This window comes from Micromonospora aridisoli, assembly GCF_056150025.1.
Genome location: NZ_JAXCFK010000010.1, coordinates 31,811 through 57,207, shown reverse-complemented (window position 1 = coordinate 57,207; position 25,397 = coordinate 31,811). Strand labels below are relative to the sequence as shown.

Below are 25,397 nucleotides of genomic sequence, written 5' to 3'. Positions count from 1 at the left end.
CCGGGAAACTCCGGCCGGTGTGGCGGGCCGGGAGCGGCCGTGGCGCGGGGCCGATCGATCGACATTGACAACTGCGCGAGCGAGACGTACAACTCCTGAGAGAGCGCTCTCTCACCCGTCCCCGCAGAGAGGCACGTCCATGACACCTGCCCCGGCGGCACCCGCCGCCCCGCCTGCGCGACGCCGGCTGCCGCTGGCGTTGGCCCTGCTCACCGCCGTCACCACCGCCCTGGCCGGGCTCACCGCGACGGCTGACGCCGCCGTGCCGCCGCCCCCGTCGGGCTGGAGCCTGGTCTGGAGCGACGACTTCACCGGTGCCGCCGGCACCCTCCCGTCGTCCAGCAACTGGATCATCGACACCGGCACCAGCTACCCCGGCGGCCCGCCGAACTGGGGCACCGGCGAGATCCAGACGTACACCAACAGCACCGCCAACGTCAGCCACGACGGTGCCGGCAACCTGCGGATCACCCCGCTGCGCGACAGCGCCGGCCGCTGGACCTCGGCCCGCATCGAGACGGTGCGCAGCAACTTCAAGGCCCCGGCCGGCGGAGTGCTGGCCATCGAGGGTCGCATCCAGATGCCCAACGTCACCGGCGCCGCGGCCGCCGGCTACTGGCCGGCGTTCTGGGCGCTCGGCTCGCCCTACCGGGGCAACTACCAGAACTGGCCGGGCATCGGCGAGTTCGACGTGATGGAGAACGTCAACGGGCTCAACACGGTCTGGGGCGTGCTGCATTGCGGTGTCGCCCCGGGCGGCCCCTGCGACGAGTTCAACGGCATCGGCGCCTCCCGGGCCTGCCCCGGCAGCACCTGCCAGTCGGCGTTCCACACCTACCGCTTCGAGTGGGACGCCTCGGTCAGCCCCCAGCAACTGCGCTGGTACGTCGACGGGCAGCTCTACCACACGGTCAGCCAGTCCCGGGTCGGTGAGCCGTACTGGTCGCAGATGACCAACCACGCCGGCTACTTCCTGCTGCTCAACGTGGCGATGGGCGGGGCGTTCCCGAACGGGGTGGCCGGCAGCACCACGCCCACCTCGGCGACCGTGCCGGGCCGGCCGATGCTGGTCGACTACGTGGCCGTCTACAGCCGGGGTGGCGGCAGCACCCCACCGCCCACCACGCCGCCGCCCACCACGCCGCCGCCGAGCGGTGTGCGGGACGCGTACGCGACCATCCAGGCCGAGTCGTTCAACGCCCAGAACGGTGTGATCGTCGAGGCGTGCTCCGAGGGCGGGCAGAACATCGCCGCGCTGCGTAACGGCGACTGGGCCCGTTACGACAACGTGGAGTTCGGCTCCGGCGGGCCGCGCGACTTCGTGGCCCGGGTCGCCTCCGGCGCGGCGTCCGGCGTCAGCGGCCTGGTGGAGGTGCGGTTGGACAGCCCGACCAGCGCGCCGATCGGCAGCTTCGCCATCGCCAACACCGGCGGCTGGCAGAGCTGGCGTTCGGTGCCCGGCAACGTCTCCGGGGTCACCGGGCGGCGCACCGTCTACCTGACCTTCACCAGTGGTCAGCCCAACGACTTCGTCAACGTCAACTGGTTCCACTTCCGCCGCTGAGGTGCAAGGAAGGGCCCCCTGTTAACGCCTCCGGTAGAGCAGGGGGCCCTTATTAACACTCCCCACCCCCTGGACAGAAACAGTTAACAGTCTTAATAATATCCGCCAGGTCGACGTTCATGGATTTCGTTCGGGCTGGAGGGGCACATGAAACGGTCCAGAACCCTGGCACTTTCGCTGGCCGGCGTGCTGGCCGCCGCGCTCGGCGCGGTCTGGCTGGCACCGGCCGCGTACGCCGCCGGAGTCACCGCGAGTTTCGTCAAGACGTCCGACTGGGGCTCGGGCTGGGAGGGGAAGTACACGATCACCAACGGTGGCGGCGCCACGGTAAACGGCTGGAGTCTCGCCTTCGACCTGCCTCCCGGCACCACGGTCGGCAGCTACTGGGATGCGCTGCTGACCTCCAGTGGCCAGCGGTACACCTTCACCAACCGCTCCTGGAACGGCACCATCGCGCCCGGGGCCTCGGTCTCCTTCGGCTTCCTCGGCAGCGGCTCCGGCGTACCGACGAACTGCCAGCTCAACGGCGCGGCCTGCGCCGGCGGCACCACGCCGACCACCCCGCCGCCGACCACGCCACCCACCACGCCGCCACCCACCACGCCGCCGCCGACCAGCCCGCCGCCGGTCACCGGGCTGCCGAAGCACATCCTCACCGGCTACTGGCACAACTTCGACAATCCGGCCGTCGAGCTGCGGCTGCGTGACGTGCCCAACGAGTACGACCTGGTGGCGGTCGCCTTCGCCGACGCGACCGGCACTCCCGGCGCGGTCGGCTTCGCCATCGACCCCGGGTTGTCCGCCGCGCTGGGCGGCTACACCGACGCCGAGTTCTCGGCCGACGTACGGACCCTGCAGAGTCGCGGCAAGAAGGTGATCATCTCGGTCGGCGGCGAGACCGGCCGGGTCGTGGTCAACAGTTCGGCCTCCGCGGTGGCCTTCGCCGACAGCGTGTACGCCCTGATCCAGCGCTACGGCTTCGACGGCGTCGACGTCGACCTGGAGAACGGGTTGAACCCGACGTACATGGCGCAGGCATTGCGGTCACTGCGGGCGAAGGTGGGCAGCAGCCTGATCATCGCGATGGCGCCGCAGACCATCGACATGCAGAACCCGGCGAGCAGTTACTTCAAGCTGGCGTTGGACATCAAGGACATCCTGACCGTGGTGAACACCCAGTTCTACAACTCGGGGGCGATGCTCGGCTGCGACAACAACGCCGCGTACGCCCAGGGGACGGTCAACTTCATCGTCGCGCTGGCCTGCATCCAGTTGGAGGCGGGGCTGCGCCCCGACCAGGTCGGGCTCGGCCTGCCGGCCGGTGCCGGAGCGGCCGGTGGCGGCATCGTCCCGCCCAGCGTGGTCAACGCCGCCCTGGACTGCCTGACCCGGGGCACCAACTGCGGCAGCTTCCGCCCCCCGCGCACCTATCCCGCCCTGCGCGGCGCGATGACCTGGTCGATCAACTGGGACGTCACGAACAACAACACCTTCGCCCGCACCGTCGCCCCCCACCTCCGCACCCTCCCCTGACCCGCTGCATCCGTGTGGTTGATCATGAGGTTAGCGGCGATTTTGATCTCCAAATGAACCGCTAACCTCATGATCAACCTGAGGAGGGGAGGCGCGGCGGCGGCGGAGTTTCTTGCGGGCCCAGAGGGCGAGCATGAGGACGATCAGGGCGAGGATTGCGTAGTCGAGCCAGGAGCTGTAGCGGTCGATCTGCTGCCAGCGGGAGCCGAGCTGGTAGCCGAGACCGATGAAGATCCCGTTCCAGATGCCGCTGCCCAACGTGGTGAGCGTGACGAACTCAACCAGCGGCATCCGGTTCGCCCCCGCCGGCACCGACACCAGACTGCGTACCACCGGGGCCATCCGGCCGAGGAACACCGCCCAGCGGCCGTACCGGTCGAACCACCGGTCGGCCTTCTCCAGGTCGTCCGGGTCGACCAGGGGAAGCCGGTCCAGCCAGCGTTTGAGGCGGTCCTCCCCGACGACAGCGCCGAGCCAGTAGAGGACCAGTGCGCCAAGCACCGAACCGACGGTGGCCGCGACGGTCACCAGGACCACGTTGAACCGACCCTCACCGGCGAGATAGCCGGCCATCGCCAGGACGATCTCGCTCGGAATCGGCGGGACGATGCTCTCCAGGGCGACCAGCAGGGCCACCCCCACCGCCCCACCCGCCTCGATGACCCCGGCGACCCAGCCGGTCAGCCCGCCGACCTGAGCGGGGTCGACGTCCTGGGCGAGCGCCATGATGTTGCCTCCCGCGGGTCCGGCGTAAAGCGGCTGTACCCGCCGAGGTGGACCCCACACCGCAGTCAGGGCGCGCGCGACCTCGACCAGGACCCGAGGTTCACTCCGGCGGGTGCAGAGCCTCGTCGGCCGGGCCGTGCCGCCATCCGGTGAACCGGACGGTCAGCCCGCCCCGACTGGGCGAGCAGCAGTACGGCCCGGCCGTCGCCACCGCGTCGGGGGCCAGCGGCGCGAGCCGGACCAGCCGCCACGGTTCCCCGGCCACCCGGGCGCGTACGGTCAGCGCGTCACCGGCGCGGCTGACGCGTACGCTCACCTCCCGGCCCGCCCAGTCGGGGACCGGTGCCACTGACCAGTCGGAAACCTCGCGGGTGACCACCGCGCCCACCTGGGGCTGGCCGTCGCTGACCTCCACGCCGGCCTTCACCCAGTTCCGGTCGTCCACCCGGACCAGCACCCCGGCCTGGTCGAACTGCTCGGTCCAGTCCACCCGGAAATCGACCTCCACGGCGGTGCCGGCCGGGAACGGCGTGAGCAGCGCCGGTGCGTCGTCGTGCACGAAGCCGTAGCCGGTGTGCCGCCACAGGTCGCTGCCCGGACCCGGCTCGACGCTCAGCGCGCCGGCCGGCTCCTCGGCCGCCCGGACCGGCCGACGGTGCCAGACGCCGGTGGACCATTCGATGCTCCGCATCCCGGCACCGTACCGGCTGCGGGTTTGCCGACGCCCGGGCGCGGAGAAGGTACTGGGGCATGTCTGACAGGTGGTACTCGGAGGCGGTCGTGTACTGCCTCGACATCGACACGTTCGCGGACTCCGACGGTGACGGGGTCGGTGACATCCGGGGCCTGATCGGCCGGCTGGACTATCTCGCCCGGCTCGGCGTCACCTGCCTCTGGTTGCACCCCATCCACCCGTCGCCCAACGACGACGACGGCTACGACGTGACCGACTTCTACAACGTCGACCCGCGCTTCGGCACCCTGGGCGACTTCGCCGAGCTGCTGCACCAGGCCGGCAACCGGGGCATCCGGGTGATCATCGACCTGGTCGTCAACCACACCTCCGACCAGCATCCGTGGTTCCAGTCCGCGCGCTCCTCACCAGACTCCCCGTACCGCGACTGGTACGTCTGGTCCGACGAGGAGCCGGCCGACCGGCACCAGGGCATGGTCTTTCCCGGCGAACAGCACGAGACCTGGACCTACGACCGGACCGCCAAGGCCTGGTACTACCACCGCTTCTACAAGTTCCAGCCGGACCTAAACACCAAGAACCCGGCGGTACGCGACGAGATCAAGAAGATCATGTCGTTCTGGATCCAGCTCGGTGTCGCCGGCTTCCGGATGGACGCGGTGCCGTTCATCATCGAGCGCACCGAGCCCGGCGACCCGAACCCGGACCTGGACTTCGAGTTCCTCACCGAGCTGCGCCAGCACGTGCAGTGGCGCCGGGGCGACGCGATCCTGCTGGCCGAGGCGAACGTCGAGCCGGACGAGCTGCCCGCGTTCTTCGGTGACAGCGGCGGCTCGGCCAACCGGGTGCACATGCTCTTCGACTTCATGCTCAACGGCCGGCTGATGCTGGCCCTGGCCCGGCAGGACCCGGAACCGGTGATCGAGGCGCTGCGGGACACCCCCGCGCTGCCCGAGGGCGGGCAGTGGGCGACGTTCCTGCGCAACCACGACGAGATCGACCTGTCGCGGCTCACCGCCGAACAGCGCAACCAGGTGTACGAGCAGTTCGGCCCCGAGGAGCACATGCGTATCTACGACCGGGGCATCCGCCGCCGGTTGGCGCCGATGCTGGGCAACGACCGCCGGCGCATCGAGCTGGCGTACTCGCTCCAGTTCTCCCTGCGGGGCACGCCGGTGCTGCGCTACGGCGAGGAGATCGGCATGGGGGAGGACCTGTCGCTGGAAGGCCGGGAGGCGATCCGCACCCCGATGCAGTGGTCGAACCAGCCCAACGCCGGCTTCTCCACCGCCGAGGCGGAGAAGCTGGTCCGGCCGGTCATCGACAAGGGTGAGTTCGGGTACGAGAAGGTCAACGTCACGCTCCAGCGCCGGGACCGCACCTCGCTGCTGGGCTGGTTCGAGCGGATGATCCGTACGCTGCGGGAGGCCCCGGAGATCGGCGCCGGCTCCACCACCCACATCGACATCCCGATGCCGCCGGGTGTGCTGGCGCACCGCGCCGACGGGCCGACCGGGACGATGGTCTTTCTGCACAACCTGGGCACCGCGGACGCCGAGGTGGATCTGAGCACCCTCCAGGCCGAGGCGGACCTGCCCATCGACGTGCTGTCCGACCGCAACTACGACGACGTGGGCAAGCTGGACAAATTGCAACTGGCCGGTCACGGCTACCGCTGGATCCGGCTCTGTCGCTCCTGGTCGTCCTGAGGTTAGGCTCCTGCCGTCGAGCCAAGTTACCGGGAGGTAGGTATGTCGGAGGGGCAGCGGGTCGCCATCGTGACCGGGGCGGCACGGGGAATCGGAGCGGCGACAGCGAAGCGGTTGGCCGCCGACGGGTTGGCCGTCGCCGTCGTCGACATCGAGGAGTCGGCGACGAAGGAGACCGTGGACGCGATCGTGGCGTCCGGCGGCCGGGCGCTCGGCGTCGGCGCGGACGTGGCCGACCGTCCCCAGGTGGAAGCCGCCGTGGAACGGGTGGCCGCCGAACTGGGCGCGCCGACGGTGCTGGTCAACAACGCCGGCGTGCTCCGCGACAACCTGCTGTTCAAGATGACCGACGCCGACTGGGACACGGTCATGGGCGTACACCTGCGCGGAGCGTTCCTGTTCAGTCAGGCCGCGCAGAAGCACATGGTCGACGCACGCTGGGGCCGCATCGTCAACCTCTCCAGCACCTCCGCGCTGGGCAACCGGGGCCAGGCCAACTACTCCACGGCCAAGGCCGGGCTCCAGGGCTTCACCAAGACCCTCGCCGTCGAGCTGGGCCCGTTCGGGGTGACCGTCAACGCGGTCGCGCCCGGGTTCATCGTCACCGACATGACCGCGGCCACCGCCGCCCGGATGAAGGTCGACTTCGAGGCGTTGCAGAAGCACGCCGAGTCGGAGATCCCGGTCCGCCGGGTGGGCCGGCCCGAGGACGTGGCGCACACCATCTCGTTCCTGGCCAGCGAAGGAGCCTCATTCGTCTCCGGCCAGGTGATCTACGTCGCCGGCGGTCCGAAGGACTGACACGTGTTAAGCGGGGCCCCTTCCGCTACATCAGGCGTTAGGAAGGGGCCCTTGCTTACGGGTTCGTGCGAGCCAGGCGAGGCCGAGGACCGGCAGCACCAGGGGGATGTAGCCGTAGCCGCTACCGAAGCCGGACCAGACCGTTTCGTCGGGGAAGAGGTCCGGGCGGGCCAGGCTGAAGGCGCCCACACCGACCACGCCGACCAGTTCCAGCGTGCAGCAGGCCAGGGCGACGCGGCGGCCGGCGTGACCGGCCCGGGCCAGACCGATCGCGGCCACGATGTAGACCACCGCCGCGAGGGCGGAGAGCAGGTAGGCCAGCGGCGCCTCGTCGAACCGGGTGGCGATCTGGAGGGCGGCGCGGCTGCTCGCGGCGATGGCGAAGAGCAGGTAGACCGCGATCAGCAGCCGGCCCGGGCCCGCGTTGGTCCGGGGCCGGACGGTGCTCAGCTCAGCCACCGAGCACCTCCCACGTCTGCTGGAGCCGCACCACGACCACCGGCGTCACCAGGCAGACGGCGCACACGATCGCCGACCCCCAGCGGGTCGGTTCCATCCGGGCCAGTACCGCCGCCAGCGGCGGCAGGCAGACCAGCGTGACCAGGTAGCCGAAGAACGACCCCGGCTCGCCCGGTCGCTCGCCGCCGGCCAGCGCCACGGCGGTCACCAGCACCAGGCCGAGCAGCAGCAGTTCCAGTACGGCCAGCCCGATCAACTGCACCCGGTCCGGCGGCCGGTGGCGCAGCGCGGCCACCAGCGCCCAGCCGGCGACCAGCAGCGACAGCACGATGGCGGCGACGGCCAGCGCCCCGTCGGCCGGAGATCCGGTGGTGGTCGCGGCGGCGGTCACCTGGTCCGCCCGGTGCTCGTTCCGATCACCGGCCCACTCTACTAACCCCCGTAGTAAGAGCATCCGCCGACAGGACAGGGCATAGCCTGGACGCGGTCGCGGGTCAGCCGCGGCCGGCGAGACGGCGGAGGTACGGAATGCGGTTCGGGTTGTTCGGCACCGGGCACTGGGCGGCGGAGACGCACGCGGCGGCGCTGGAGGCACACCCGAGGTCGGACCTGGTCGGCGTCTGGGGACGTGACCCGGACAAGGCCGCCGCGCTGGCGACCCGCTACGGAGTGCCGGCGTTCGAGGAGGTCGACGCGCTGATCGAGGCGTGCGACGCGGTGGCGGTCGCCCTGCCGCCGGACATTCAGGCGGACATCGCCGTCCGGGCCGCCACCGCGGGCCGGCACCTCCTGCTGGACAAGCCGCTCGCGTTGACCCTCGCCGACGCCGACCGCGTCGTCGAGGCGGCCGCCGGGTCGAGGGTGGCGTCGGTGGTCTTCTTCACCGGCCGTTACCAGCCGAACGTCGCCGGATTCATCGCCGCGACCGCCGCCGCCGGCGGCTGGCACACCGCCAACGTGATCCGGTTCGCCTCGATCTTTCAGCCCGGCAGCCCGTACGCGCAGTCGCCGTGGCGCCGGGAGCACGGCGCGCTGTGGGACATCGGTCCGCACGCCCTCGCCGTCCTGTTGCCGGTGCTGGGCCGGGTGGCCCGGGTGGCGGCCACCGACGGTCCGGGCGGTCTGGTGCACCTGCTGCTCAGCCACGCCGACGGCGCCACCAGCACGGTGTCGCTGACCCTGGACGCACCGCCCCGCTCGGTCGCCGCGGAGTTCGTCCTCTACGGCGAGAGCGGCATCGAGCGGCTGCCGGACGGCGGCGCGAGCCCGGCTACCGCCTTCGGGGTGGCGATCGACCAGCTGCTGGCCGAGGTCGACGCCGGCACCCGGGACCACCGCTGTGACGTGCGCTTCGGGCGCGAGGTGGTGGCGGTCCTCGCCGCCGCCGAGACCTCCCGCGCGGAGGGCACCGTCGTCGACGTACCCGTCTGACCCTGCCCCACCCGCTCGCTCAGGAGGGCATGCGCAGCGCCTCGGTCAGCTCGGTGGGGGAGCTGAACTGCTCCACCGGCAGGGCACGTACGGCCTGCAACTGCTCAGTGCTCGCGCCGTTCTCCTGGCACCAGCGGATCAGGTCCTCGCGGGAGACGGGATAGTCCAACCCGGCGAGGTACTCCTGCAGGGCGGCGCCACTGTCGGTCATGGCGTCCGATCTACCCGCGCAACCGCCCCGGCACACCACGGCTGGGCCGCGCGTTTGCCCGTCGGGGTGCCGGGTAGCCGCAGGCATGCTGGTACAGCGGCTCGGCGCGCCGAGCGACCTCGATCCGTTGCTGGAGCGCGTCCGGGACGCCCGGGTGGTGATGATCGGGGAGGCGACGCACGGCAGCTACGACTACTACCGCATCCGGGAGCAGCTCACCCGGCGTCTGATCGCCGAGTGCGGCTTCTCCTTCGTGGCGGTGGAGGGCGACTGGCCGGACTGCGACCGGGTGCACCGCTCGGTGACCGGTGCCGCGGGTGCGCTGGCCGAGCCGCAGGCCGCGCTGGAGGGCTTTGAACGGTGGCCGACGTGGATGTGGGCCAACGCCGAGGTGGCCCGCTTCTGCCGCTGGCTGCGGGCCTGGAACATGGAGCGGGCGGAGGCGTCCCGGGTCGGCTTCCACGGCCTGGACGTCTACAGCCTCTGGGAGTCGATGCAGGCGATCTTCGACTACCTCGGCGAGGAGGACCCGGCGTCGCTGGAGGCCGCGCAGGACGCGTACCGGTGCTTCGAGCCGTACGGCAAGCGGGTCGAGGAGTACGGGATGGCGAGCCGCTTCGTCTCCGCGCGGTGCGAGCAGGAGGTGGTCCGGCTGCTGGCGCGTACCCGGGAACACGCCGCCACCGACGGGCCGGGCGCCTTCTCGGCCTGGCAGAACGCGGAGGTGGTGGCCGGCGCGGAGCGCTACTACCGGGAGATGGTCGCCGGCGGACCCGGTTCCTGGAACGTGCGGGACATCCACATGACCGACACCCTGGACCGGTTGCTCGACCGCTACGGGTCGGGCGCCCGGGGCGTGGTGTGGGCGCACAACACGCACGTCGGCGACGCGCGGGCGACCGACATGGCCGCCGACGGGATGGTGAACATCGGCCAGCTGGCCCGGGAGCGCCACGGCGCCGACCAGGTGGCGTTGATCGGCTTCGGCAGCTGGCGGGGGACGGTGATCGCCGCACCGCGCTGGGGTTCGCCGGCCGAGGCGATGGTGGTGCCCCCGGCCCGCCCCGGCTCGCTGGAGCACCGGTTGCACGAGCTGATGCCGGAGCGGGCGGTGCTGGTCTTCGGCGGACCGGACCAGCCCGGCTGGGTCACCGACACGCTCGACCACCGGGCGATCGGGGTGGTGTACGACCCGTCGTTCGAGTCCTGGGGCAACTACGTGCCGACCCGGCTGGGCGAACGCTACGACGCCTTCATCTGGTGTGACGAGACCACCGCGTTGCATCCGCTGCCGGCCCTGGCCGCCCCGGGTGAGATGGAGACGTACCCGGCCGGCGTCTGAGCCGGTGCCGGCACGGGGTGTTAAAAGGGGCCCCCTGCTATACCCGAGGCGTTAGCAGGGGGCCCTTCCTTACACCGACACCTTGTCGTCGAGTCGGGCGCGCAGCTTCTCGCCCTCGATGTCGACGTTGGGCAGCGCCCGGTTCAGCCAGCGGGGCAGCCACCAGGCCACCTTGCCCAGCAGCGACATCACCGCCGGCACGATGGTCATTCGGACCACGAAGGCGTCGATCGCCACGCCGATGGCGAGCGCGAAGCCCATCGACTTGATCACCGGGTCGTCGAGGAAGATGAAGCCGCCGAAGACCGAAGTCATGATCAGCGCGGCGGCGGTGACCACCCGTGCGCCGTGCCCCATCCCGTTGATGGTGGCCTGCTGGGCGGTGTCCCCGTGGACGAAGTCCTCCCGCATCCGGGAGACCAGGAACACCTCGTAGTCCATGGCCAGGCCGAACAGGATGCCGATCAGCAGGATCGGCAGGAAGCTGATCAGCGGACCGGGGGTGTCCAGGCCGACCAGGTCGGCGAGGTGCCCCTGCTGGAAGACCGCCACGGTGATGCCGAATGTGGCGGCGACGGTGAGCAGGAAGCCCAGGGCCGCCTTGACCGGTACCAGCACCGACCGGAACACCAGCATCAGCAGCAGGATCGACAGGCCGACCACCAGCGCCAGGTAGACCGGCAGCGCGTCGGAGAGCTTCTCCGAGATGTCGATGCCGATCGCGGTCACGCCGGTGAGCAGCACGTCCGCGCCCTGGATGTCGCCGACGGCGGTACGGATGTCGTGCACCATCGTCTCGGTGGCCGGGTCGGTCGGGCCGGTCTGCGGGATCACCCCGAGCAGGGCCGTCCGGCCGTCCGGGCTGAGCTGCGGCGGGGCCACGGCCAGCACGTTCTCGGTGCGCTGGACCAGGGCGGTGACCTGCGGGACGGCCGCCGCGGTGGCCTGTGCGTCGTCAGCGGCGACGACCACCGCGAGCCGGCCGGTGAAGCCCGGGCCGAAGCCCTCGGTGATGAGGTCGTTGGAGACCCGGGCCGCGGATCCGACCGGAGCGGTGCCGGCGTCGGGCAGGGCCAGACGCATGTCCGGTGCCGGCAGCGCGAGCAGACCCAGGCCGAGCAGACCGACCAGGATCACCGGAATCCGGAACCGGGTGACCAGTCGGGCCCAACGGAACCCGAACGCCGACGTGTCCTCGCCGGCGATGGTGGCTGCCTCCGGTGCCGCACGGTGCGTGGTCACGTCGCTGCGGTGGGTCGCGTCGTCCGGGGCGTCATCGGCACTGAGCGCCACCGGCACCGACGAGCGCAGCCGGCGGGGGAGTACCCGTCGCCCGGCGAAGCCGAGCAGGGCCGGCTGGAGCGTGATCGCCACCAGCACCGCGACGGTGACGGTGCCGGCGGCGGCCAGACCCATCACGGTCAGGAACGGGATGTTGACCACGGCGAGACCGGCGAGCGCGATGACCACCGTGGCTCCGGCGAAGGTCACCGCCGAGCCGGCGGTGCCGACCGCCCGGCCTATCGCCTCGTCCGCCGGCAGCCCGTCGAGCAGGTTCTGCCGGTACCGGGAGGTGATGAAGAGCGAGTAGTCGATGCCGACGGCCAGGCCGAGCATCAGCGCGAGGATGGGCGCGGTGCTGGTCAGCTCGATCGCGCCACTGAGCGCGAAGAGACCGGCCATCCCGACGCCGACGCCGATCAGCGCGTTGAGCATCGTCATGCCCGCGGCCACCAGCGAGCCGAACGTGACCACGAGGACGACGAGGGCCACCGCGACACCGATCGCCTCGGTGGAGCCGACCTCCGGCTCGGTGTTGAGCACCTCGCCGCCGGGCGCCACCTGCCAGCCCTGTGCCGAGGCGGCGGCACCAACCCGTTCGTACGCCTCCCGCTGCTCCTCGGTCACCTGGTCGGCGCCGCCGCTGAACTGCACCTGGATCAGCGCGTACTGGCCGTCCGGTGAGACCGACCCGACCTGGAACGGGTCGACGGCGGCGATGACTCCGGGAACCGTCGTCGCCTCCTGGGCGATCGACTGGACGGTCGCCTGGCCCTCGGGTGTGCCGAGTTGCCCTGCGGCGGGCGCCTTGACCGCGATGGTGCCGGTGGCACCCGACGCGGCGGGGAACTGCTCGTCGAGCAGGTCGAGCGCGCGCTGCGACTCGGTGCCGGGCATCGTGAAGTTGCTGGCCGTCGGGCCGCGCAGGGTCGCCGCGGCCAGACCGAGCCCGACAAGTACGACGAGCCAGATCGCGGCGACGAGTCGCCGTCGGCGCATCGAACCCCGGCCAAGCCGGTATAGCAGGGTCGCCATGAGGTCCTTTCCCTCGGTCGTGGAGTGGTGGGACGGGTCAGCGGGTGGGTTCCAGCGCCCGGCGCAGCAGCGCCAGCAGCGCATCGCCCAGTTCCTCGTCGGACACCTCGGCGAACTGGCCGCACGTCTCGGCGATGCCGGCGAGCAGCACCAGCGCGGTGATCCGGGCGGAGGCCCGCTCGGGGTGCCCCGCGAGCGCGTCGATGAGCCGCTCGGAGATCTGCTGGATGTGGGCGAAGCCGGGTTGTTGCAGCAGTTCCGGGAACTCGCCCCGGAGCAGGGCGATCTCGCTGCGGAACCGGACCGCGAGGTCGACGAAGCCCTCGGCGGCGACGCGCTGCGCCGCGGCCGGTCCGGGCTGGGCGGCGATCCGGTCGTCGAGCGACCGCAGTACCTCGATCGCGGGGGCCATCAACTCGGTGAGGATGGCCTCCTTGTTGGCGAAGTGGTACAGCACTGCGGCCTTGGAACAGCCCACCTCGGTCGCGATGTCCTGCAACGACGTACCCCGGTAGCCGGTGGCGGCGAAACGTCTCGCCGCGGCGGCCAGGATCTCGCCGTGGGTCTGCGGGGTGGGGCGGGCCATGACCTCAGCATGCCTGACCGATCGGTCAGAGGCTGACCGATCGGTCAGATCAGTGGCCTTCCCCACAGCCAGCCGTACCGGATTGGCTCTCCGCGCGGCGTGGCCGAGCGTCGAGAATCGGGGGTCATGACCAACTCCCCGACGGCCCGGGCGGCCGCGCTGCGTGCCCTGCACCGACCCGGCGATCCGCTGGTGCTGCCCAACGCCTGGGACGCCGGCTCGGCGCGGGCCGTGGTCGACGCCGGCTTTCCCGCCGTGGCCACCGGCAGCGCCGCCGTCGCCGAGTCGCTCGGGTACGCCGACGGTGAGGACACGCCGCCGGGGGAGATGTTCGCCGCCGTGGCCCGGATCGCCCGTGTGGTCGATGTGCCGGTCACCGCCGACCTGGAGCGGGGTTACGGGCTACGCCCGGCCGAACTGGTCTCCCGGCTGCTCGACGCCGGGGCGGTCGGGCTCAACCTGGAGGACTCGGATCCCCGTACCGGCGTCATGCTGGACGCGGAGGAACAGGCCGACCTGCTGGCCGGGGTGCGGGCGGCGGCCGACGAGGCCGGGGTGGCGCTGGTGCTGAACGCCCGGGTGGACGTCTTCCTGCGCCCCGGAGGTGAGCCGGCCGACCGGCTCGCCGAGGCGATCCGCCGCGCCCGGCGCTACCTGGCGGCCGGGGCGGACAGCGTCTACCCGATCCTGCTGGCCGACCCGGCACAGCTGCGGAGCTTCGTGCCGGCCGTCGCGGCGCCGGTGAACGTGCTGGCGCGTCGCGGCGCACCGGCGCTCGCGGAACTGGCCGCCCTGGGGGTGGCCCGGGTCAGCTACGGTTCCGGCCTCTACGCGGCGACCCGCGCCCACACAGCCCGCCTGCTCGCCGCCGTCGCCGCCGGCGGCCCGCTCAGCTGACCTGGCGCTCGCGCTCCGACGGTCCGACCGTTCGTCCGGCGCATCGCTCGCGTTCCTGACCGCTCCGACCGTTCGGTTACGGAGTCACGCGGCCCGGCGGTCATGCTCCGCTGTCCCTGTCGAGCTGACGGCGTGGACGGTTCAAGCGGTGTTCCGGTTGACCGCCGGGCGTCCGGCCGGGATGGTGATCGGGTGGGCGGGGCCGACGAGACCCGGGACGGGGTCGCACTGACCAATCTCGACCAGTCGTTGTTCGACGGGTCGGGAGCGAGCAAGCGTGACCTGGTCGACTACCTCGACGCGATGGCCGGCCGGATCCTCCCGCCACTGCGTGGCCGTCCGTTGTCGGTGGTGCGGGTGCGTCCGGGACAACCGCCGTTCATGCAGAAGAACCTGCCGCGCTACACCCCGGACTGGGTACGTCGGGTGCCGATCTGGGCCGAGGCGTCCCGCCGGGAGATCGCGTACGCGCTCTGCGACGACCGCCGCACGCTGCTCTGGTTCGCCAACCAGCGGGCGGTCGAGTACCACCCCACCCTGGCCACGGTCGAGGACCTGAGCCGTCCCACCCACCTGGTGCTGGACATCGATCCGCCGGAGACCGGTGGGTTCGCGGCCGGCGTGGGCGCCGCGCTGCTGGTCCGGCAGGCCCTCGCCGACGCCGGGCTGGTGGGTGCGGTGAAGACCAGCGGTGCCAAGGGCGTGCACGTGTTCGTTCCGGTCGAGCCGGGCCCCGACGCCGAGGAGCTGGCTGCCGCCACCCGGGCCCTCGCTGCCCGGGCGGAACGGCTGGATCCGGAGTTGGCGACCACCGCGTTCATCCGTGAGGACCGGGGTGGGAAGGTCTTCGTCGATCCCACCCGGACCGGCGGTGCGACCGTCGTGTCGGTGTACAGCCCCCGGCTGCGCCCCGGCGTGCCGGTCTCCTTCCCGGTGGCCTGGGACGACCTGGAATCCGTGACCCCCGGAGACTTCACCGTCCGGACGGCACCGGCGCTGGTGGCGCAGCGGGACCCGTGGGCCGAGCTGATGCCACCACCGCAGCATCTCCCGGTCGACCTGGTCGAGGAGGGGCGGGCCATTCCGGTGCCGCGGGTGCAGGCCATGCACGAGGGCCGTCGTCGGGCCCGCGCCCGGCGCGCCGCCGCGGACTGAGCAGGACCACCGCCCGCGCCGGTCGCCCTGCCGCCGGCACACCGCTGGGCCGGACCGTGGTGCGGTCCGGCCCAGCGGCTGGTCGAGCGGTTCAGATCATCCAGCGGTGGCGCTGCACGAAGGGCAGGCGGGCCCAGAGCCGGCCCAGGCCCCAGGTGTGCCCGGCGTACGCGGCGGCCAGGGCGACCAGGACCACGGCGTAGATCAGGTGGTAGTCGACCACCGGGTTGGTGGAGCCGGTCGGGTCGCCACCGGCGGTGAAGCGGGCCAGCGGGAACTCGGCCAGCCACATCAGCGCCATCATCAGGGTGCCCGAGGCGGCCGCCACCCGCAGGCCGACGCCGGCGATCAGGGCGAGGCCGATGGCGGCCAGTCCGACCATGAAGAGTGCGTTCGCCCACCAGGTCCCGGCGATCGTGTGGGCCACCGACTGCATCGGTCCGACCTCGACGTTGGCGAGGAAGCCCTTGGTCGGCGAACCGCCGTTGATCCAGGCGCGCTCGGCCGGGGTGGCGTAGCCCAGACCGAAGGTCTTGTCGAGGAAGGCCCAGATGAAGACGAGCCCGGTGGAGATCCGCAGCACGGCCAGTGCCCGGGCGGCGGTGGTGGTCAGCATGGCGCCGGGCAGTTCGGCGTGCTCGAGCGGGCGCTCGATCGAGCGGTGGGTGCCCTGGTGGACGGTCATCGTTGCCTCCGTGGTCCGTTTCTTACATGACCACTCTCGCCCTGGCGGGGGCCGGGCGCGCGGGCCGGAACACCCGAACCCGCCGGGACCAAGGTCCCGACCTCGCCGGGCCCGTCCGCTGACGCGGTTCGCCTACTCCTCAGCTGCAGGAACCTCCTGCCGGCCAGGACGAACGATGCGGCAGCTACGTCGAACGGAACGCGGGATGTCGGTCAGTCGACGGCCCAGTGTGTCCGCCCGCCGATTCCGCCGCCAGAGCCGAGACGGACCAGCCGCGCGCCGCGCGGGATCAGGAATGCAAGGCAGATCGTCGCAGCTCTACCCGACGTGATCTGGGGCCGGTCAGCCGGGCACAGCGGTGTTGACACGTCTGCCTGGTCGAACCGCCTGCCCTGCTCGTCGTACGCGTCCATGGCCACTCTTGCATCGAGCGTCACCACGCCCTTGTTGGAAACCCGCACGTCCACGTAGTGCGGCACCACGCCATCCTTTGGCGCATCCTTACGCACCGTCAGCGGCGTCACGCCGAGGCGGGCCCCACCGGGAGGGGCGGTGCCACCGAGGAACACCACCTGCATCTCCACTTCGTCGCCCAACTTCTGCTGACCGAAATCGGCGAGTAACGTCCGCAGGACCACGAGGGTCGCGATCAGCGCGACGGCCCCGACGACGATCAACATCTTGCGCCGTCGGTCCGCCGCAGCCCGCTCCGGTTCCGCGCCCGCCGCCCAGGCCTGCCACGCGGCGTCGTCGGCATCGGGCGAGGACATAGGAGCGATTCTATGCCCCTTGTGGTTCCGCCGGCCTGCGTTGACGATCGTGGTCCTGGCACGGATCTCGGCCGAGCGTCATCCTGTTTCGCTCGTGAGTAGCAGGTGCGCTCCGCGGTCGACGCGTCGAGCAGCCGCCCGCTGTTCACCCAATCGAGCATCCACCCGAAAGAGTTACAGAGAGTGCCCCCGGCAGGATTCGAACCTGCGCTCCCGCCTCCGGAGGGCGGTGCTCTATCCCCTGAGCTACGGGGGCTCAGCGACTGGAGAAGACTAGCAAACCCCGTAGCCGATCACCGAATCGGTATCGGCGCGTCAGGCGGCGAGCGCGCGTCCGCAGCTGGGCAGCGGGTGCGGCACGATGCGCCGGGGGAGCCGGCGCGGCCATTCGTTGCGGGCCCAGGAGCCGTCCACGATCAGGTGTACGGTGCGCCGCTCGGCTCCGCTGAGCCGGTACACGAAGTCCCGGGGCAGCGGTGGGTCGACCGACGGGGTGGTAATCATGAATCGGACCCGTCCGCGCGAGGAGACCGCCGAGATGATGTCGGCCGCCGGCATCGTGCCGCGCAGCCGGATCCGGCCGATCCAGTAGACCTCCGCCAGGTGCTCCTGGGCGGCTCGGGTGATCGCCGGGTACTCGCTGCGTACCCAACGCTCGACCGCTCCGACGCAGAGCCCGCAGGCCCGTTCCCGGGGCTCGCGCGGACCCAACCCCCAGGCCCGCAGGTACGCCCCGACCACTCCCGCGTCCAGCGTCACCCCGAAGTGCTGCTGGATGAGCGTGTGCAGACTCTGGCGGGTCCACAGCTCCTCGTCCAGGCCGAACGCGTCAGGGTGGACACCCCGGAGGGTGTCGATCAGTTCCAGCTCCTGTTCGCGGCTGAGCGTTCCCGGCTCGCCCTGCCGCTGTCCGCGACGGACGGCTGCCACCGCCCCGTCACCGCCGATGGTGTGGCGTCGGCACCAACTGGTGACCGAACGCCGCGCGTCTCTGAGTGCAACCCCCACGTCCGGACAACGAGTGCACTTCGCTCCAAGTAACCCCTAGAGGGAAAATCGGTCGTATAACCCCAAGGTGGGGCGGAGCCTACGATCCCGGTCGAGGTGTTCCGACTCCAGGCACGCCGAACCCGGATGCCGGGGCGCCGACACGACGCCGCCCCGCTCGACGGCGAGCGGGGCGGCGAAGGTCGCGGCGGACATCGGGCGGATCAACCGCTGGCGGTCTGCGGATCAACCGCTGGCGGTCTCCAGAAGGCGCAGCTCGTTGATCTCCTTCTGCTGCGTCTGCTTCATCGCCTCGGCCATCCGGACCACCTCGGCGCGGTCGGAGACCTTGAGCACGCCGTCGGCCATGTGGACCCCGCCGAGGTGATGGTTGATCATCAGCCGGATGAAGAGGCGGTCCACCTCGGCACCCTGGGCCTCGTGCAACTGGGTGATCTCCTCGCGGGTCGCCATGCCGGGCATCAGCCCGTCCTGACCCACCGGCACGGCGTCGGGCATCCACTCCATCGCCGGCCGGGAGCCGGTGGGCAGCAGCTCCCACTCCTGCAACCAGCGCTGCATCTGGCCGATCTGGGCCTGCTGGGTCAGGGCCATGTCGTAGCCCATCTGCCGGATCGCCGGATCCTGACCCTTGGCGTACGCGACCATCGCCATCTCCACCGCCTGGGCGTGGTGACGGGACATGTCCCGCGCGAAGCCGGCCTCGGCCGAGTCGTCACCCGGAGCCCGCCCGGCGACCAGCGTCGCGGCCGTCCAGCCGACTCCGAGCAGCAGCAGCGCCGTGAGGGCCAGCGTGAGGTAGCGCAGCGTCCGGGGCCGCCGACGGGGCTCGACCGAATCGTTCCCCTCCGCCGTCGGGGCCTCCTGGACCGTGTCGGGCACGTCAGCCACCCGTCGGCGGCGCGAGTTCGCGCGGCTCGGTGCCGGTGCCGGTGGTGTAGTTGCCGGCGGAGCAGGGCACGCCCGGCTCGATCGAGGCGTTCTGCGCCAGCGTGGTGGCGAACTCCTTGATCCGCGGGTCGTCGGCGCTGTCGACCTTGAGCTGGTAGCCCCACGCCTGCAGCGACACGGCGGCGTCCAGGCCCTCGTACGGGCTCATCAGCATGAAGTCGTTGCCACGGATCACGCTGGCCAGCTTCTCCACGTCGGCGGCGGGCAGATCGGGCCGGTAGGTGAGCCAGACCGCGCCGTGCTCCATGCTGTGCACCGCGTGCTCGGATGCGATGGGCGCGTCGTAGACGTCACCCAGGCAGCGCTGCCAGGCGTTGTTGTGCGCGCCACCGACCGGCGGGCTGTACTTGTAGTCGATCTTGCCGGCCTGGTGCGACTCGTAGTTGAGGCTCTCCGGGTCCGTCTCGCGGTAGTTGACGATGCCCGAGATGCCCGCCGCCTTGTCCTGCCAGGACTGGCTGCCCTTGAAGGTCGCCCAGGCCCCGAACCCGATGATCGACGTGGCGAGCACCCCGACGGCGACGAAGAGCGCGATCGGCCCCCACGACCGGCCCTGGCTGACCTTGACCGGAGTGATCGGCTTGCGGGGCCCCTTGCCACCGCCGCCCGCGCGTTGCGCGGCGGCTGGTCTGTCGGAGCCGGCCTTGGACCCGGTCGCCTTGGTGCCGGCGGCCGGTCGACCCGCCGCCGGCTTCTTACCGGTGCTGACCACGGTCGGGCGGCGCTGCGGGCCACCCGGGGTGCTGATGCTCATCGTGCCTCGTCAGGTCGGTCGGTCAGGGGCTCTGGCGGGCCGAAATGGGATGCTGGGTCGCCGCCGCGGGGACCGAGTCTACCCCCGATAACATGGATCGGTGACTCCCGCAGAACTCGCCGACGCCGTCCTCGCCGCCGCTCACGCCGTCTTCGCCGACCGGGGGCTGGACCGCTCCGCGCTACCGGAGCACACCACGGTCGAGCGACCCCGCAACCCTGAGCACGGCGACTACGCCGCCACGCTGGCGCTCCAGCTGAGCAAGAAGGTCGGCCTGCCGCCGCGCGAGCTCGCCGCCGCGCTGGCCGCCCAGCTGGCCAGCGCCCCGGGAATCAAGTCCGTCGAGATCGCCGGTCCGGGCTTCCTCAACATCCGGCTCGACGCCGCCGCCGCCGGCCAGCTCGCCCGCTCGATCGTCGAGGCGGGCGAGGAGTACGGCCGGAGCGACCGGCTCGCCGGTCTGAAGATCAACCTGGAGTTCGTCTCGGCCAACCCGACCGGCCCCGTGCACATCGGCGGGGTGCGCTGGGCGGCGGTCGGTGACGCCCTCAGCCGGCTGTTGCGGGCCACCGGCGCCGACGTCGGCACCGAGTACTACTTCAACGACGCCGGCTCGCAGATCGACCGGTTCGCCCGGTCACTGCTCGCCGCCGCGCGAGGCGAGCCGGCACCGGAGGACGGCTACGGCGGGGCGTACATCGCCGAGATCGCCGAGCAGGTCACGGCCCGGCGGCCGGACGCGCTGACCCTGGACGACGCCGCCGCCCAGGAGGTCTTCCGGGTCGAGGGCGTCGCGCTGATGTTCACCGAGATCAAGTCCTCGCTGCGGGACTTCGGCGTCGAGTTCGACACCTACTTCAACGAGAAGGACCTGCACGACCGGGACGAGCTGGAGCACGCCCTGACCCGGCTGCGCGAGCAGGGCCACGTCTTCGACTCCGAGGGCGCCACCTGGCTGCGGACCACCGACTTCGGCGACGACAAGGACCGCGTGCTGCGCAAGTCCAACGGCGAGTGGACGTACTTCGCCGCCGACTGCGCCTACTACCTGGACAAGCGGGAACGCGGCTTCGACCGGGTCGTGATCATGCTCGGGGCGGACCACCACGGTTACGTCGGCCGGATGAACGCGATGGCGTCCTGTTTCGGTGACGATCCCGAGCGCACGCTGGAGATCCTCATCGGCCAGCTGGTGAACCTGGTCCGCGACGGCGCGCCGGTGCGGATGAGCAAGCGGGCCGGCACCGTGGTCACCCTGGAGGACCTGGTCGACGCGATCGGGGTGGACGCCGCCCGGTACGCGCTGGCCCGCTACTCCAGCGACTCGCCGATCGACATCGACATCGAGCTGTGGACCCGGGCCACCCGGGACAACCCGGTCTACTACGTGCAGTACGTGGCGGCCCGGACGGCGAGCGTCGGCCGCAACGCCGCCGAGGTCGGTCTCACCAGGGGCGACGCCGCGTCGTTCCGGCCCGAGCTGCTCGACCACGACAAGGAGAACGAGCTGCTCAAGGCGCTCGCCGAGTTCCCCGCCGTGGTGGTCACCGCCGCCGAGCTGCGGGAGCCGCACCGGGTGGCCCGCTTCCTGGAGGACCTGGCCGGGGCGTACCACCGGTTCTACGACAACTGCCGGATCCTGCCCCGGGGCGACGAGGAGGTCACCGACCTGCACCGGGCGCGGCTCTGGCTCAACGACGCCACCCGGGTGGTCATCGCCAACGGGCTGCGCCTGCTCGGTGTCTCCGCACCGGAGAGGATGTAACCGTGCGGGCACACGAGGCGGGCGCGCTGCACGGCGACATCGGCAACCGGGGACCGGCCTGGCTGCGTACCCCGGACGACGTCAACGCCCTGGTGCCGCAACTGTGGCCGGTCAACGTGGCGCGCGGTGCCGACGGCGCGCTGACCGTCGCGGGCCTGGGCGTACGTGACATCGCCGCCGAGTTCGGTACCCCGGTCTACGTCCTCGACGAGGACGACCTGCGCTCGCGTTGCCGGGACTTCCGGGCGGCCTTCCCGACGGAGGACGTCTACTACGCCGGCAAGGCGTTCCTCTGCCGGGCGGTGGTCCGGATGATCGCCGAGGAGGGGCTCTTCCTCGACGTGTGCAGTGGCGGGGAGTTGGCCGTGGCGCTGGCCGGTGGGATGCCGCCGGAGCGGATCGGCTTCCATGGCAACAACAAGTCGGTGGCCGAGCTGAGCCGGGCCCTCGACGTCGGAGTCGGCCGGATCATCGTGGACTCCTTCCACGAGATCGAGCGGCTCACCGCGCTGGCCCGCGACCGCGGGGTACGACCCCGGGTGCTGATCCGGGTCACCGTCGGGGTGGAGGCGCACACCCACGAGTTCATCGCCACCGCCCACGAGGACCAGAAATTCGGCTTCTCCCTCGCGGGTGGGGCCGCGCTGACCGCCGCGCTGCGCGTGCTCGACGAGGACGTGCTGGAGCTGCGGGGTCTGCACTCGCACATCGGCTCGCAGATCTTCGACACCAGCGGCTTCGAGGTCTCCGCGCGCCGGGTGCTCGCCCTGCAGGCGCAGATCCGCGACGCCCGCGGGGTGGACCTGCCCGAGCTGGACCTCGGCGGCGGCTTCGGCATCGCGTATACCTCGCAGGACGACCCCGCGCCCCCGCACGACCTGGCCAAGCGGCTCCGCAAGATCGTGGACTCGGAGTGCGCGGCGGAGCGGCTGGTCAGCCCGCACCTGTCCATCGAACCGGGTCGGGCGATCGTCGGCCCGGCCGTGTTCACCCTCTACGAGGTCGGCACGGTCAAGGACGTCGACGGCATCCGGACGTACGTCAGCGTCGACGGGGGGATGAGCGACAACATCCGCACCGCGCTGTACGACGCGTCGTACTCGGCGACGCTGGCCTCCCGGACGAGCGCCGCCGGGTCGATGCTCGCCCGCGTGGTGGGAAAGCACTGTGAGTCCGGGGACATCGTGGTGAAGGATGAATTCCTGCCCGCTGACGTGCAGCCCGGAGATCTTGTCGCGGTGCCCGGCACGGGTGCGTACTGCCGCAGCATGGCCAGCAACTACAACCACGTGCCCCGCCCCGGCGTGGTCGCGGTTAGAGACGGCCGGGCCCGGCTGATCGTTAGACCGGAGACCGAAGAGGACCTGCTCGCTTTGGATGTGGGATGACGTCACCTGTACGCCTCGCCCTGCTCGGCTGCGGCACCGTCGGTGCCGAGGTGGTCCGGCTGCTGCATGAGCAGTCGGCGGACCTCGCCGCCCGGGTCGGTGCTCCGCTGGAGATCGCCGGCATCGCCGTACGCCGGATCGGCCGGGATCGCGGCGACCTGCCGGTCGATCCGGCCCTGTTCACCACCGACGCGCTGGGGCTGATCAAGCGAGACGACGTCGACGTGGTGGTCGAGGTGGTCGGCGGCATCGAGCCGGCGCGCGGCTGGCTGGTGGAGGCGTTGCGGGCCGGCAAGAGCGTGGTCACCGCGAACAAGGCGTTGCTCGCCGAGGACGGCGGCGCGCTGCACGACGCGGCGGTCGAGGGGGGTGGCGACCTCTACTACGAGGCCTCCGTGGCCGGTGCCATCCCGCTGCTGCGCCCGCTGCGTGAGTCGCTGCACGGTGATCGCATCACCCGCGTCACCGGCATCGTCAACGGCACCACCAACTTCATCCTCTCCGCCATGCACGCCACCGGTGCCGGGTTCGCCGAGGCGCTGGAGGAGGCGACCGAACTGGGGTACGCGGAGGCCGACCCGACGGCCGACGTGGAGGGCTTCGACGCCGCCGCGAAGGCCGCGATCCTCGCCTCGCTCGCCTTCCACACCCGGGTCGGTGCCGCCGACGTGCACCGCGAGGGCATCACCGAGGTCACCGCCGCGGACGTGGCCAGCGCCAAGGCGATGGGCTGCACGATCAAGCTGCTCTGCATCGCCGCCCGTGGTGCCGACGGGCAGGGCCGGGAGGCGGTCAGCGTCCGGGTGCATCCGGCGATGATCCCGGTGACCCATCCGCTGGCCAGCGTCGGCGACGCGTTCAACGCGGTCTTCGTCGAGGCGGAGGCGGCCGGGCAGCTGATGTTCTACGGGCGGGGTGCCGGTGGGGCGCCGACCGCCAGCGCGGTGCTCGGTGACGTGGTGGCGGTCGCCCGCAACCGGCTCGCCGGGGTCCGCGCCGCCAGCGAGTCCGCCTACGCCGACCTGCCGGTGCGGCCGATGGGTGAGGCGCTCACCCGCTACCACATCAGCCTCGACGTGGCCGATCGTCCCGGTGTGCTGGAGGCGGTGGCCGGAGTGTTCGCCCGGCACGACGTCTCGATCGCCACCGTCCGTCAGGGGCCCGCCGGCGGTGCCGCCGGAGCGGCCGGCGACGCGGTACTGGTCATCGTGACCCATGTCGCGCCGGACGCGGCGCTCGCGGCGACCGTCCAGGAGCTGCGTGGCCTGGACATCGTCCGGTCGGTGGCGAGCGTGCTACGGGTCGAGGGCGGACTGTGAGCGGCCGGATCATTCGCAGAGGCGAGGAGCGCGAGATGTGGCGTGGCCTGATCGACGCCTACCGGGACCGGCTGCCGGTCACCGACGCCACGCCGGTGGTCACGTTGCACGAGGGGAACACCCCGCTGCTGCCCGCGCCGGTGCTCTCCGCCCGGCTCGGCTGCGACGTGTACCTGAAGGTGGAGGGCGCGAACCCCACCGGCTCGTTCAAGGACCGCGGCATGACGATGGCCGTCTCCAAGGCGGTCGAGGCCGGCAACAAGGCCATCATCTGCGCCTCCACCGGCAACACCAGCGCCTCCGCCGCCGCGTACGCGGCCCGGGCCGGGATGACCTGTGCGGTCCTGGTGCCGCAGGGCAAGATCGCGTTGGGCAAGCTGGCTCAGGCGCTCGTGCACGGCGCGAAGCTGCTCCAGGTCAACGGCAACTTCGACGACTGCCTGGCGCTGGCCGCCAAGCTCGCCCAGGACTACCCGGTGGCCCTGGTCAACTCGGTCAACATCGACCGGCTGCACGGCCAGAAGACGGCGGCCTTCGAGATCGTCGAGGCGCTCGGCGACGCACCCGACATCCACTGCCTGCCGGTGGGTAACGCGGGCAACATCTCCGCGTACTGGATGGGCTACGGGGAGGACCGCGACGCCGGCAACGCCAGCCGGCTACCGAAGATGTACGGCTTCCAGGCGGCCGGTGCGGCGCCGATCGTGACCGGGCAGGTCGTGGCCGAGCCCTCCACCATCGCCACGGCCATCCGGATCGGCAACCCCGCGAGCTGGACGAAGGCCCTGGACGCGCGGGACGCCTCCGGCGGCCTGATCGAGGCGGTCACCGACCGGGAGATCCTGGCGGCGTACCGGCTGCTGGCCCGGGAAGTCGGTGTCTTCGTGGAACTGGGCAGCGCGGCCAGCGTCGCCGGCCTGCTCCAGCAGGCCGCCGCCGGGCGGGTACCGGCCGGGTCCACCGTGGTTTGTACGGTCACCGGGCACGGCCTGAAGGACCCCGAGTGGGCCATCTCCACCGCCCCCGCCCCGGTGACCATCGCCAACGACCCGCTCGTCGCCGCCCGTTCCCTCGACCTCGCCTGAGTTCCCGGCCCCGCCCGCCGCCCGACCTGGGCCGCATCCGGCACCGTCCCCGCCACCCGCTCGGAGTCGGTTCCTCCGGAAGATCGTTGCGCGTGTCCTGCCGGGCGGAAAGGGCTCGCGCGCTGTCGAGCTGACCCGTCTGTGCTCTCAGCGGCTTGTCGGGCTTCTTCGGCCATCTCCCCATACGTGTGGTGGCAGCGAACGGGCTGGGGGCAGGCGATCCGTCTGTGCAGTCAGCTCGACAGCGC

General features: G+C 71.5%; 22 protein-coding genes, 1 tRNA gene and 3 pseudogenes. 12 read left to right on the top strand and 14 right to left on the bottom strand.

What is annotated here, in order from left to right; genetic code table 11:
• Window positions 1–139: 139 nt before the first annotated feature.
• Window positions 140–1,564 carry a carbohydrate-binding protein gene (locus SM447_RS20975; protein ID WP_474574543.1) on the top strand — a complete coding sequence of 475 codons (1,425 nt, stop codon included), beginning with the start codon at window positions 140–142 and terminating at the stop codon, window positions 1,562–1,564.
• 147 nt (window positions 1,565–1,711) lie between these two features.
• Window positions 1,712–3,097, top strand: a complete 1,386-nt coding sequence (locus SM447_RS20970) for a chitinase (RefSeq protein ID WP_474574542.1) — start codon at window positions 1,712–1,714, stop codon at window positions 3,095–3,097.
• A gap of 30 nt (window positions 3,098–3,127) precedes the next feature.
• Here the strand turns inward: SM447_RS20970 and SM447_RS20965 are convergent, their stop codons facing one another.
• Together SM447_RS20965 and SM447_RS20960 are read right to left on the bottom strand one after the other, a co-directional pair.
• On the bottom strand, window positions 3,128–3,823 hold the full coding sequence (locus SM447_RS20965) for a DedA family protein (RefSeq protein WP_474574541.1): 696 nt from the start codon (window positions 3,821–3,823) through the stop codon (window positions 3,128–3,130).
• Window positions 3,824–3,923: 100 nt separating this feature from the next.
• Window positions 3,924–4,514, bottom strand: a complete 591-nt coding sequence (locus SM447_RS20960; protein WP_474574540.1) for a DUF1349 domain-containing protein — start codon at window positions 4,512–4,514, stop codon at window positions 3,924–3,926.
• 59 nt (window positions 4,515–4,573) lie between these two features.
• Between SM447_RS20960 and SM447_RS20955 the strand changes: the two genes are divergently transcribed.
• Both SM447_RS20955 and fabG read left to right on the top strand, forming a co-directional pair.
• Complete coding sequence (locus SM447_RS20955) at window positions 4,574–6,226, top strand: alpha-amylase family protein (protein ID WP_474574539.1); 1,653 nt, start codon at window positions 4,574–4,576, stop codon at window positions 6,224–6,226.
• Between the two features lie 42 nt (window positions 6,227–6,268).
• Window positions 6,269–7,027: a 3-oxoacyl-ACP reductase FabG gene (fabG, locus tag SM447_RS20950; RefSeq protein ID WP_474574538.1), complete on the top strand. Its 759-nt coding sequence runs from the start codon at window positions 6,269–6,271 to the stop codon at window positions 7,025–7,027.
• On the opposite strand, the pseudogene SM447_RS20945 reads toward fabG, so the two are convergent.
• Window positions 7,000–7,486, bottom strand: a pseudogene (locus SM447_RS20945) (hypothetical protein). The gene fabG and the pseudogene SM447_RS20945 overlap by 28 nt on opposite strands.
• Window positions 7,479–7,877: a hypothetical protein gene (locus SM447_RS20940; RefSeq protein ID WP_474574537.1), complete on the bottom strand. Its 399-nt coding sequence runs from the start codon at window positions 7,875–7,877 to the stop codon at window positions 7,479–7,481. Before SM447_RS20940 ends, SM447_RS20945 begins: the two are co-directional and overlap by 8 nt.
• Window positions 7,878–8,014: 137 nt before the next feature.
• On the opposite strand from SM447_RS20940, the gene SM447_RS20935 reads away from it, so the two are divergent.
• Window positions 8,015–8,917 carry a Gfo/Idh/MocA family protein gene (locus SM447_RS20935; protein ID WP_474574536.1) on the top strand — a complete coding sequence of 301 codons (903 nt, stop codon included), beginning with the start codon at window positions 8,015–8,017 and terminating at the stop codon, window positions 8,915–8,917.
• Window positions 8,918–8,936: 19 nt separating this feature from the next.
• Here the strand turns inward: SM447_RS20935 and SM447_RS20930 are convergent, their stop codons facing one another.
• Window positions 8,937–9,128, bottom strand: coding sequence for a DUF2795 domain-containing protein (locus tag SM447_RS20930; protein ID WP_474574535.1), 192 nt, complete (start codon window positions 9,126–9,128; stop codon window positions 8,937–8,939).
• Window positions 9,129–9,213: 85 nt separating this feature from the next.
• Here SM447_RS20930 and SM447_RS20925 point away from each other — a divergent pair, with 85 nt between their 5' ends.
• On the top strand, window positions 9,214–10,470 hold the full coding sequence (locus tag SM447_RS20925; protein ID WP_474574534.1) for an erythromycin esterase family protein: 1,257 nt from the start codon (window positions 9,214–9,216) through the stop codon (window positions 10,468–10,470).
• A gap of 69 nt (window positions 10,471–10,539) precedes the next feature.
• On the opposite strand, the pseudogene SM447_RS20920 reads toward SM447_RS20925, so the two are convergent.
• From SM447_RS20920 to SM447_RS20910, 3 genes and pseudogenes are all read right to left on the bottom strand, one after another.
• Window positions 10,540–11,667, bottom strand: a pseudogene (locus tag SM447_RS20920) (MMPL family transporter); the annotation flags it as partial.
• Window positions 11,668–11,780: 113 nt separating this feature from the next.
• Window positions 11,781–12,786 (bottom strand): annotated as a pseudogene (locus SM447_RS20915) (MMPL family transporter); the annotation flags it as partial.
• Window positions 12,787–12,823: 37 nt separating this feature from the next.
• A complete protein-coding gene (locus tag SM447_RS20910) occupies window positions 12,824–13,372 on the bottom strand; it encodes a TetR/AcrR family transcriptional regulator (protein WP_474574533.1) in 549 nt (182 codons plus the stop codon).
• A gap of 126 nt (window positions 13,373–13,498) precedes the next feature.
• Here SM447_RS20910 and SM447_RS20905 point away from each other — a divergent pair, with 126 nt between their 5' ends.
• Together SM447_RS20905 and SM447_RS20900 are read left to right on the top strand one after the other, a co-directional pair.
• Entirely contained in the window at window positions 13,499–14,269 is a 771-nt protein-coding gene (locus SM447_RS20905; RefSeq protein WP_474574532.1) for an isocitrate lyase/PEP mutase family protein, read from the top strand.
• A 192-nt stretch (window positions 14,270–14,461) separates the two neighbouring features.
• Entirely contained in the window at window positions 14,462–15,424 is a 963-nt protein-coding gene (locus tag SM447_RS20900; RefSeq protein WP_474574531.1) for a DNA polymerase domain-containing protein, read from the top strand.
• A gap of 91 nt (window positions 15,425–15,515) precedes the next feature.
• On the opposite strand, the gene SM447_RS20895 is transcribed toward SM447_RS20900, so the two are convergent.
• The 6 genes from SM447_RS20895 to SM447_RS20870 all read right to left on the bottom strand — a co-directional run bounded on the left by SM447_RS20895 (window position 15,516) and on the right by SM447_RS20870 (window position 19,592).
• Window positions 15,516–16,109, bottom strand: a complete 594-nt coding sequence (locus tag SM447_RS20895) for a hypothetical protein (protein WP_474574530.1) — start codon at window positions 16,107–16,109, stop codon at window positions 15,516–15,518.
• Window positions 16,110–16,321: 212 nt separating this feature from the next.
• The gene (locus tag SM447_RS20890; protein WP_474574529.1) at window positions 16,322–16,879 is read right to left on the bottom strand and encodes a hypothetical protein; all 558 of its coding nucleotides are present in this window, start codon (window positions 16,877–16,879) and stop codon (window positions 16,322–16,324) included.
• A gap of 184 nt (window positions 16,880–17,063) precedes the next feature.
• Window positions 17,064–17,135 (bottom strand) — tRNA-Arg (locus SM447_RS20885).
• Between the two features lie 59 nt (window positions 17,136–17,194).
• Window positions 17,195–17,887, bottom strand: a complete 693-nt coding sequence (locus SM447_RS20880) for a winged helix-turn-helix domain-containing protein (RefSeq protein ID WP_474574528.1) — start codon at window positions 17,885–17,887, stop codon at window positions 17,195–17,197.
• A gap of 225 nt (window positions 17,888–18,112) precedes the next feature.
• Window positions 18,113–18,769, bottom strand: a complete 657-nt coding sequence (locus SM447_RS20875; protein ID WP_474574527.1) for a DUF305 domain-containing protein — start codon at window positions 18,767–18,769, stop codon at window positions 18,113–18,115.
• Window position 18,770: 1 nt separating this feature from the next.
• The gene (locus tag SM447_RS20870) at window positions 18,771–19,592 is read right to left on the bottom strand and encodes a DUF3105 domain-containing protein (protein ID WP_474574526.1); all 822 of its coding nucleotides are present in this window, start codon (window positions 19,590–19,592) and stop codon (window positions 18,771–18,773) included.
• A 100-nt stretch (window positions 19,593–19,692) separates the two neighbouring features.
• On the opposite strand from SM447_RS20870, the gene argS reads away from it, so the two are divergent.
• The 4 genes from argS to thrC are packed head-to-tail and all read left to right on the top strand — an operon-like array spanning window position 19,693 to window position 25,149.
• Window positions 19,693–21,357, top strand: coding sequence for an arginine--tRNA ligase (argS, locus tag SM447_RS20865; RefSeq protein WP_474574525.1), 1,665 nt, complete (start codon window positions 19,693–19,695; stop codon window positions 21,355–21,357).
• Window positions 21,358–21,359: 2 nt separating this feature from the next.
• Window positions 21,360–22,745, top strand: a complete 1,386-nt coding sequence (lysA, locus tag SM447_RS20860; RefSeq protein WP_474574524.1) for a diaminopimelate decarboxylase — start codon at window positions 21,360–21,362, stop codon at window positions 22,743–22,745.
• The gene (locus tag SM447_RS20855; protein WP_474574523.1) at window positions 22,742–24,064 is read left to right on the top strand and encodes a homoserine dehydrogenase; all 1,323 of its coding nucleotides are present in this window, start codon (window positions 22,742–22,744) and stop codon (window positions 24,062–24,064) included. The genes lysA and SM447_RS20855 overlap by 4 nt, the downstream gene beginning before the upstream one ends.
• Window positions 24,065–24,099: 35 nt before the next feature.
• Entirely contained in the window at window positions 24,100–25,149 is a 1,050-nt protein-coding gene (gene thrC / locus SM447_RS20850; protein ID WP_474574522.1) for a threonine synthase, read from the top strand.
• Window positions 25,150–25,397: the final 248 nt, after the last annotated feature.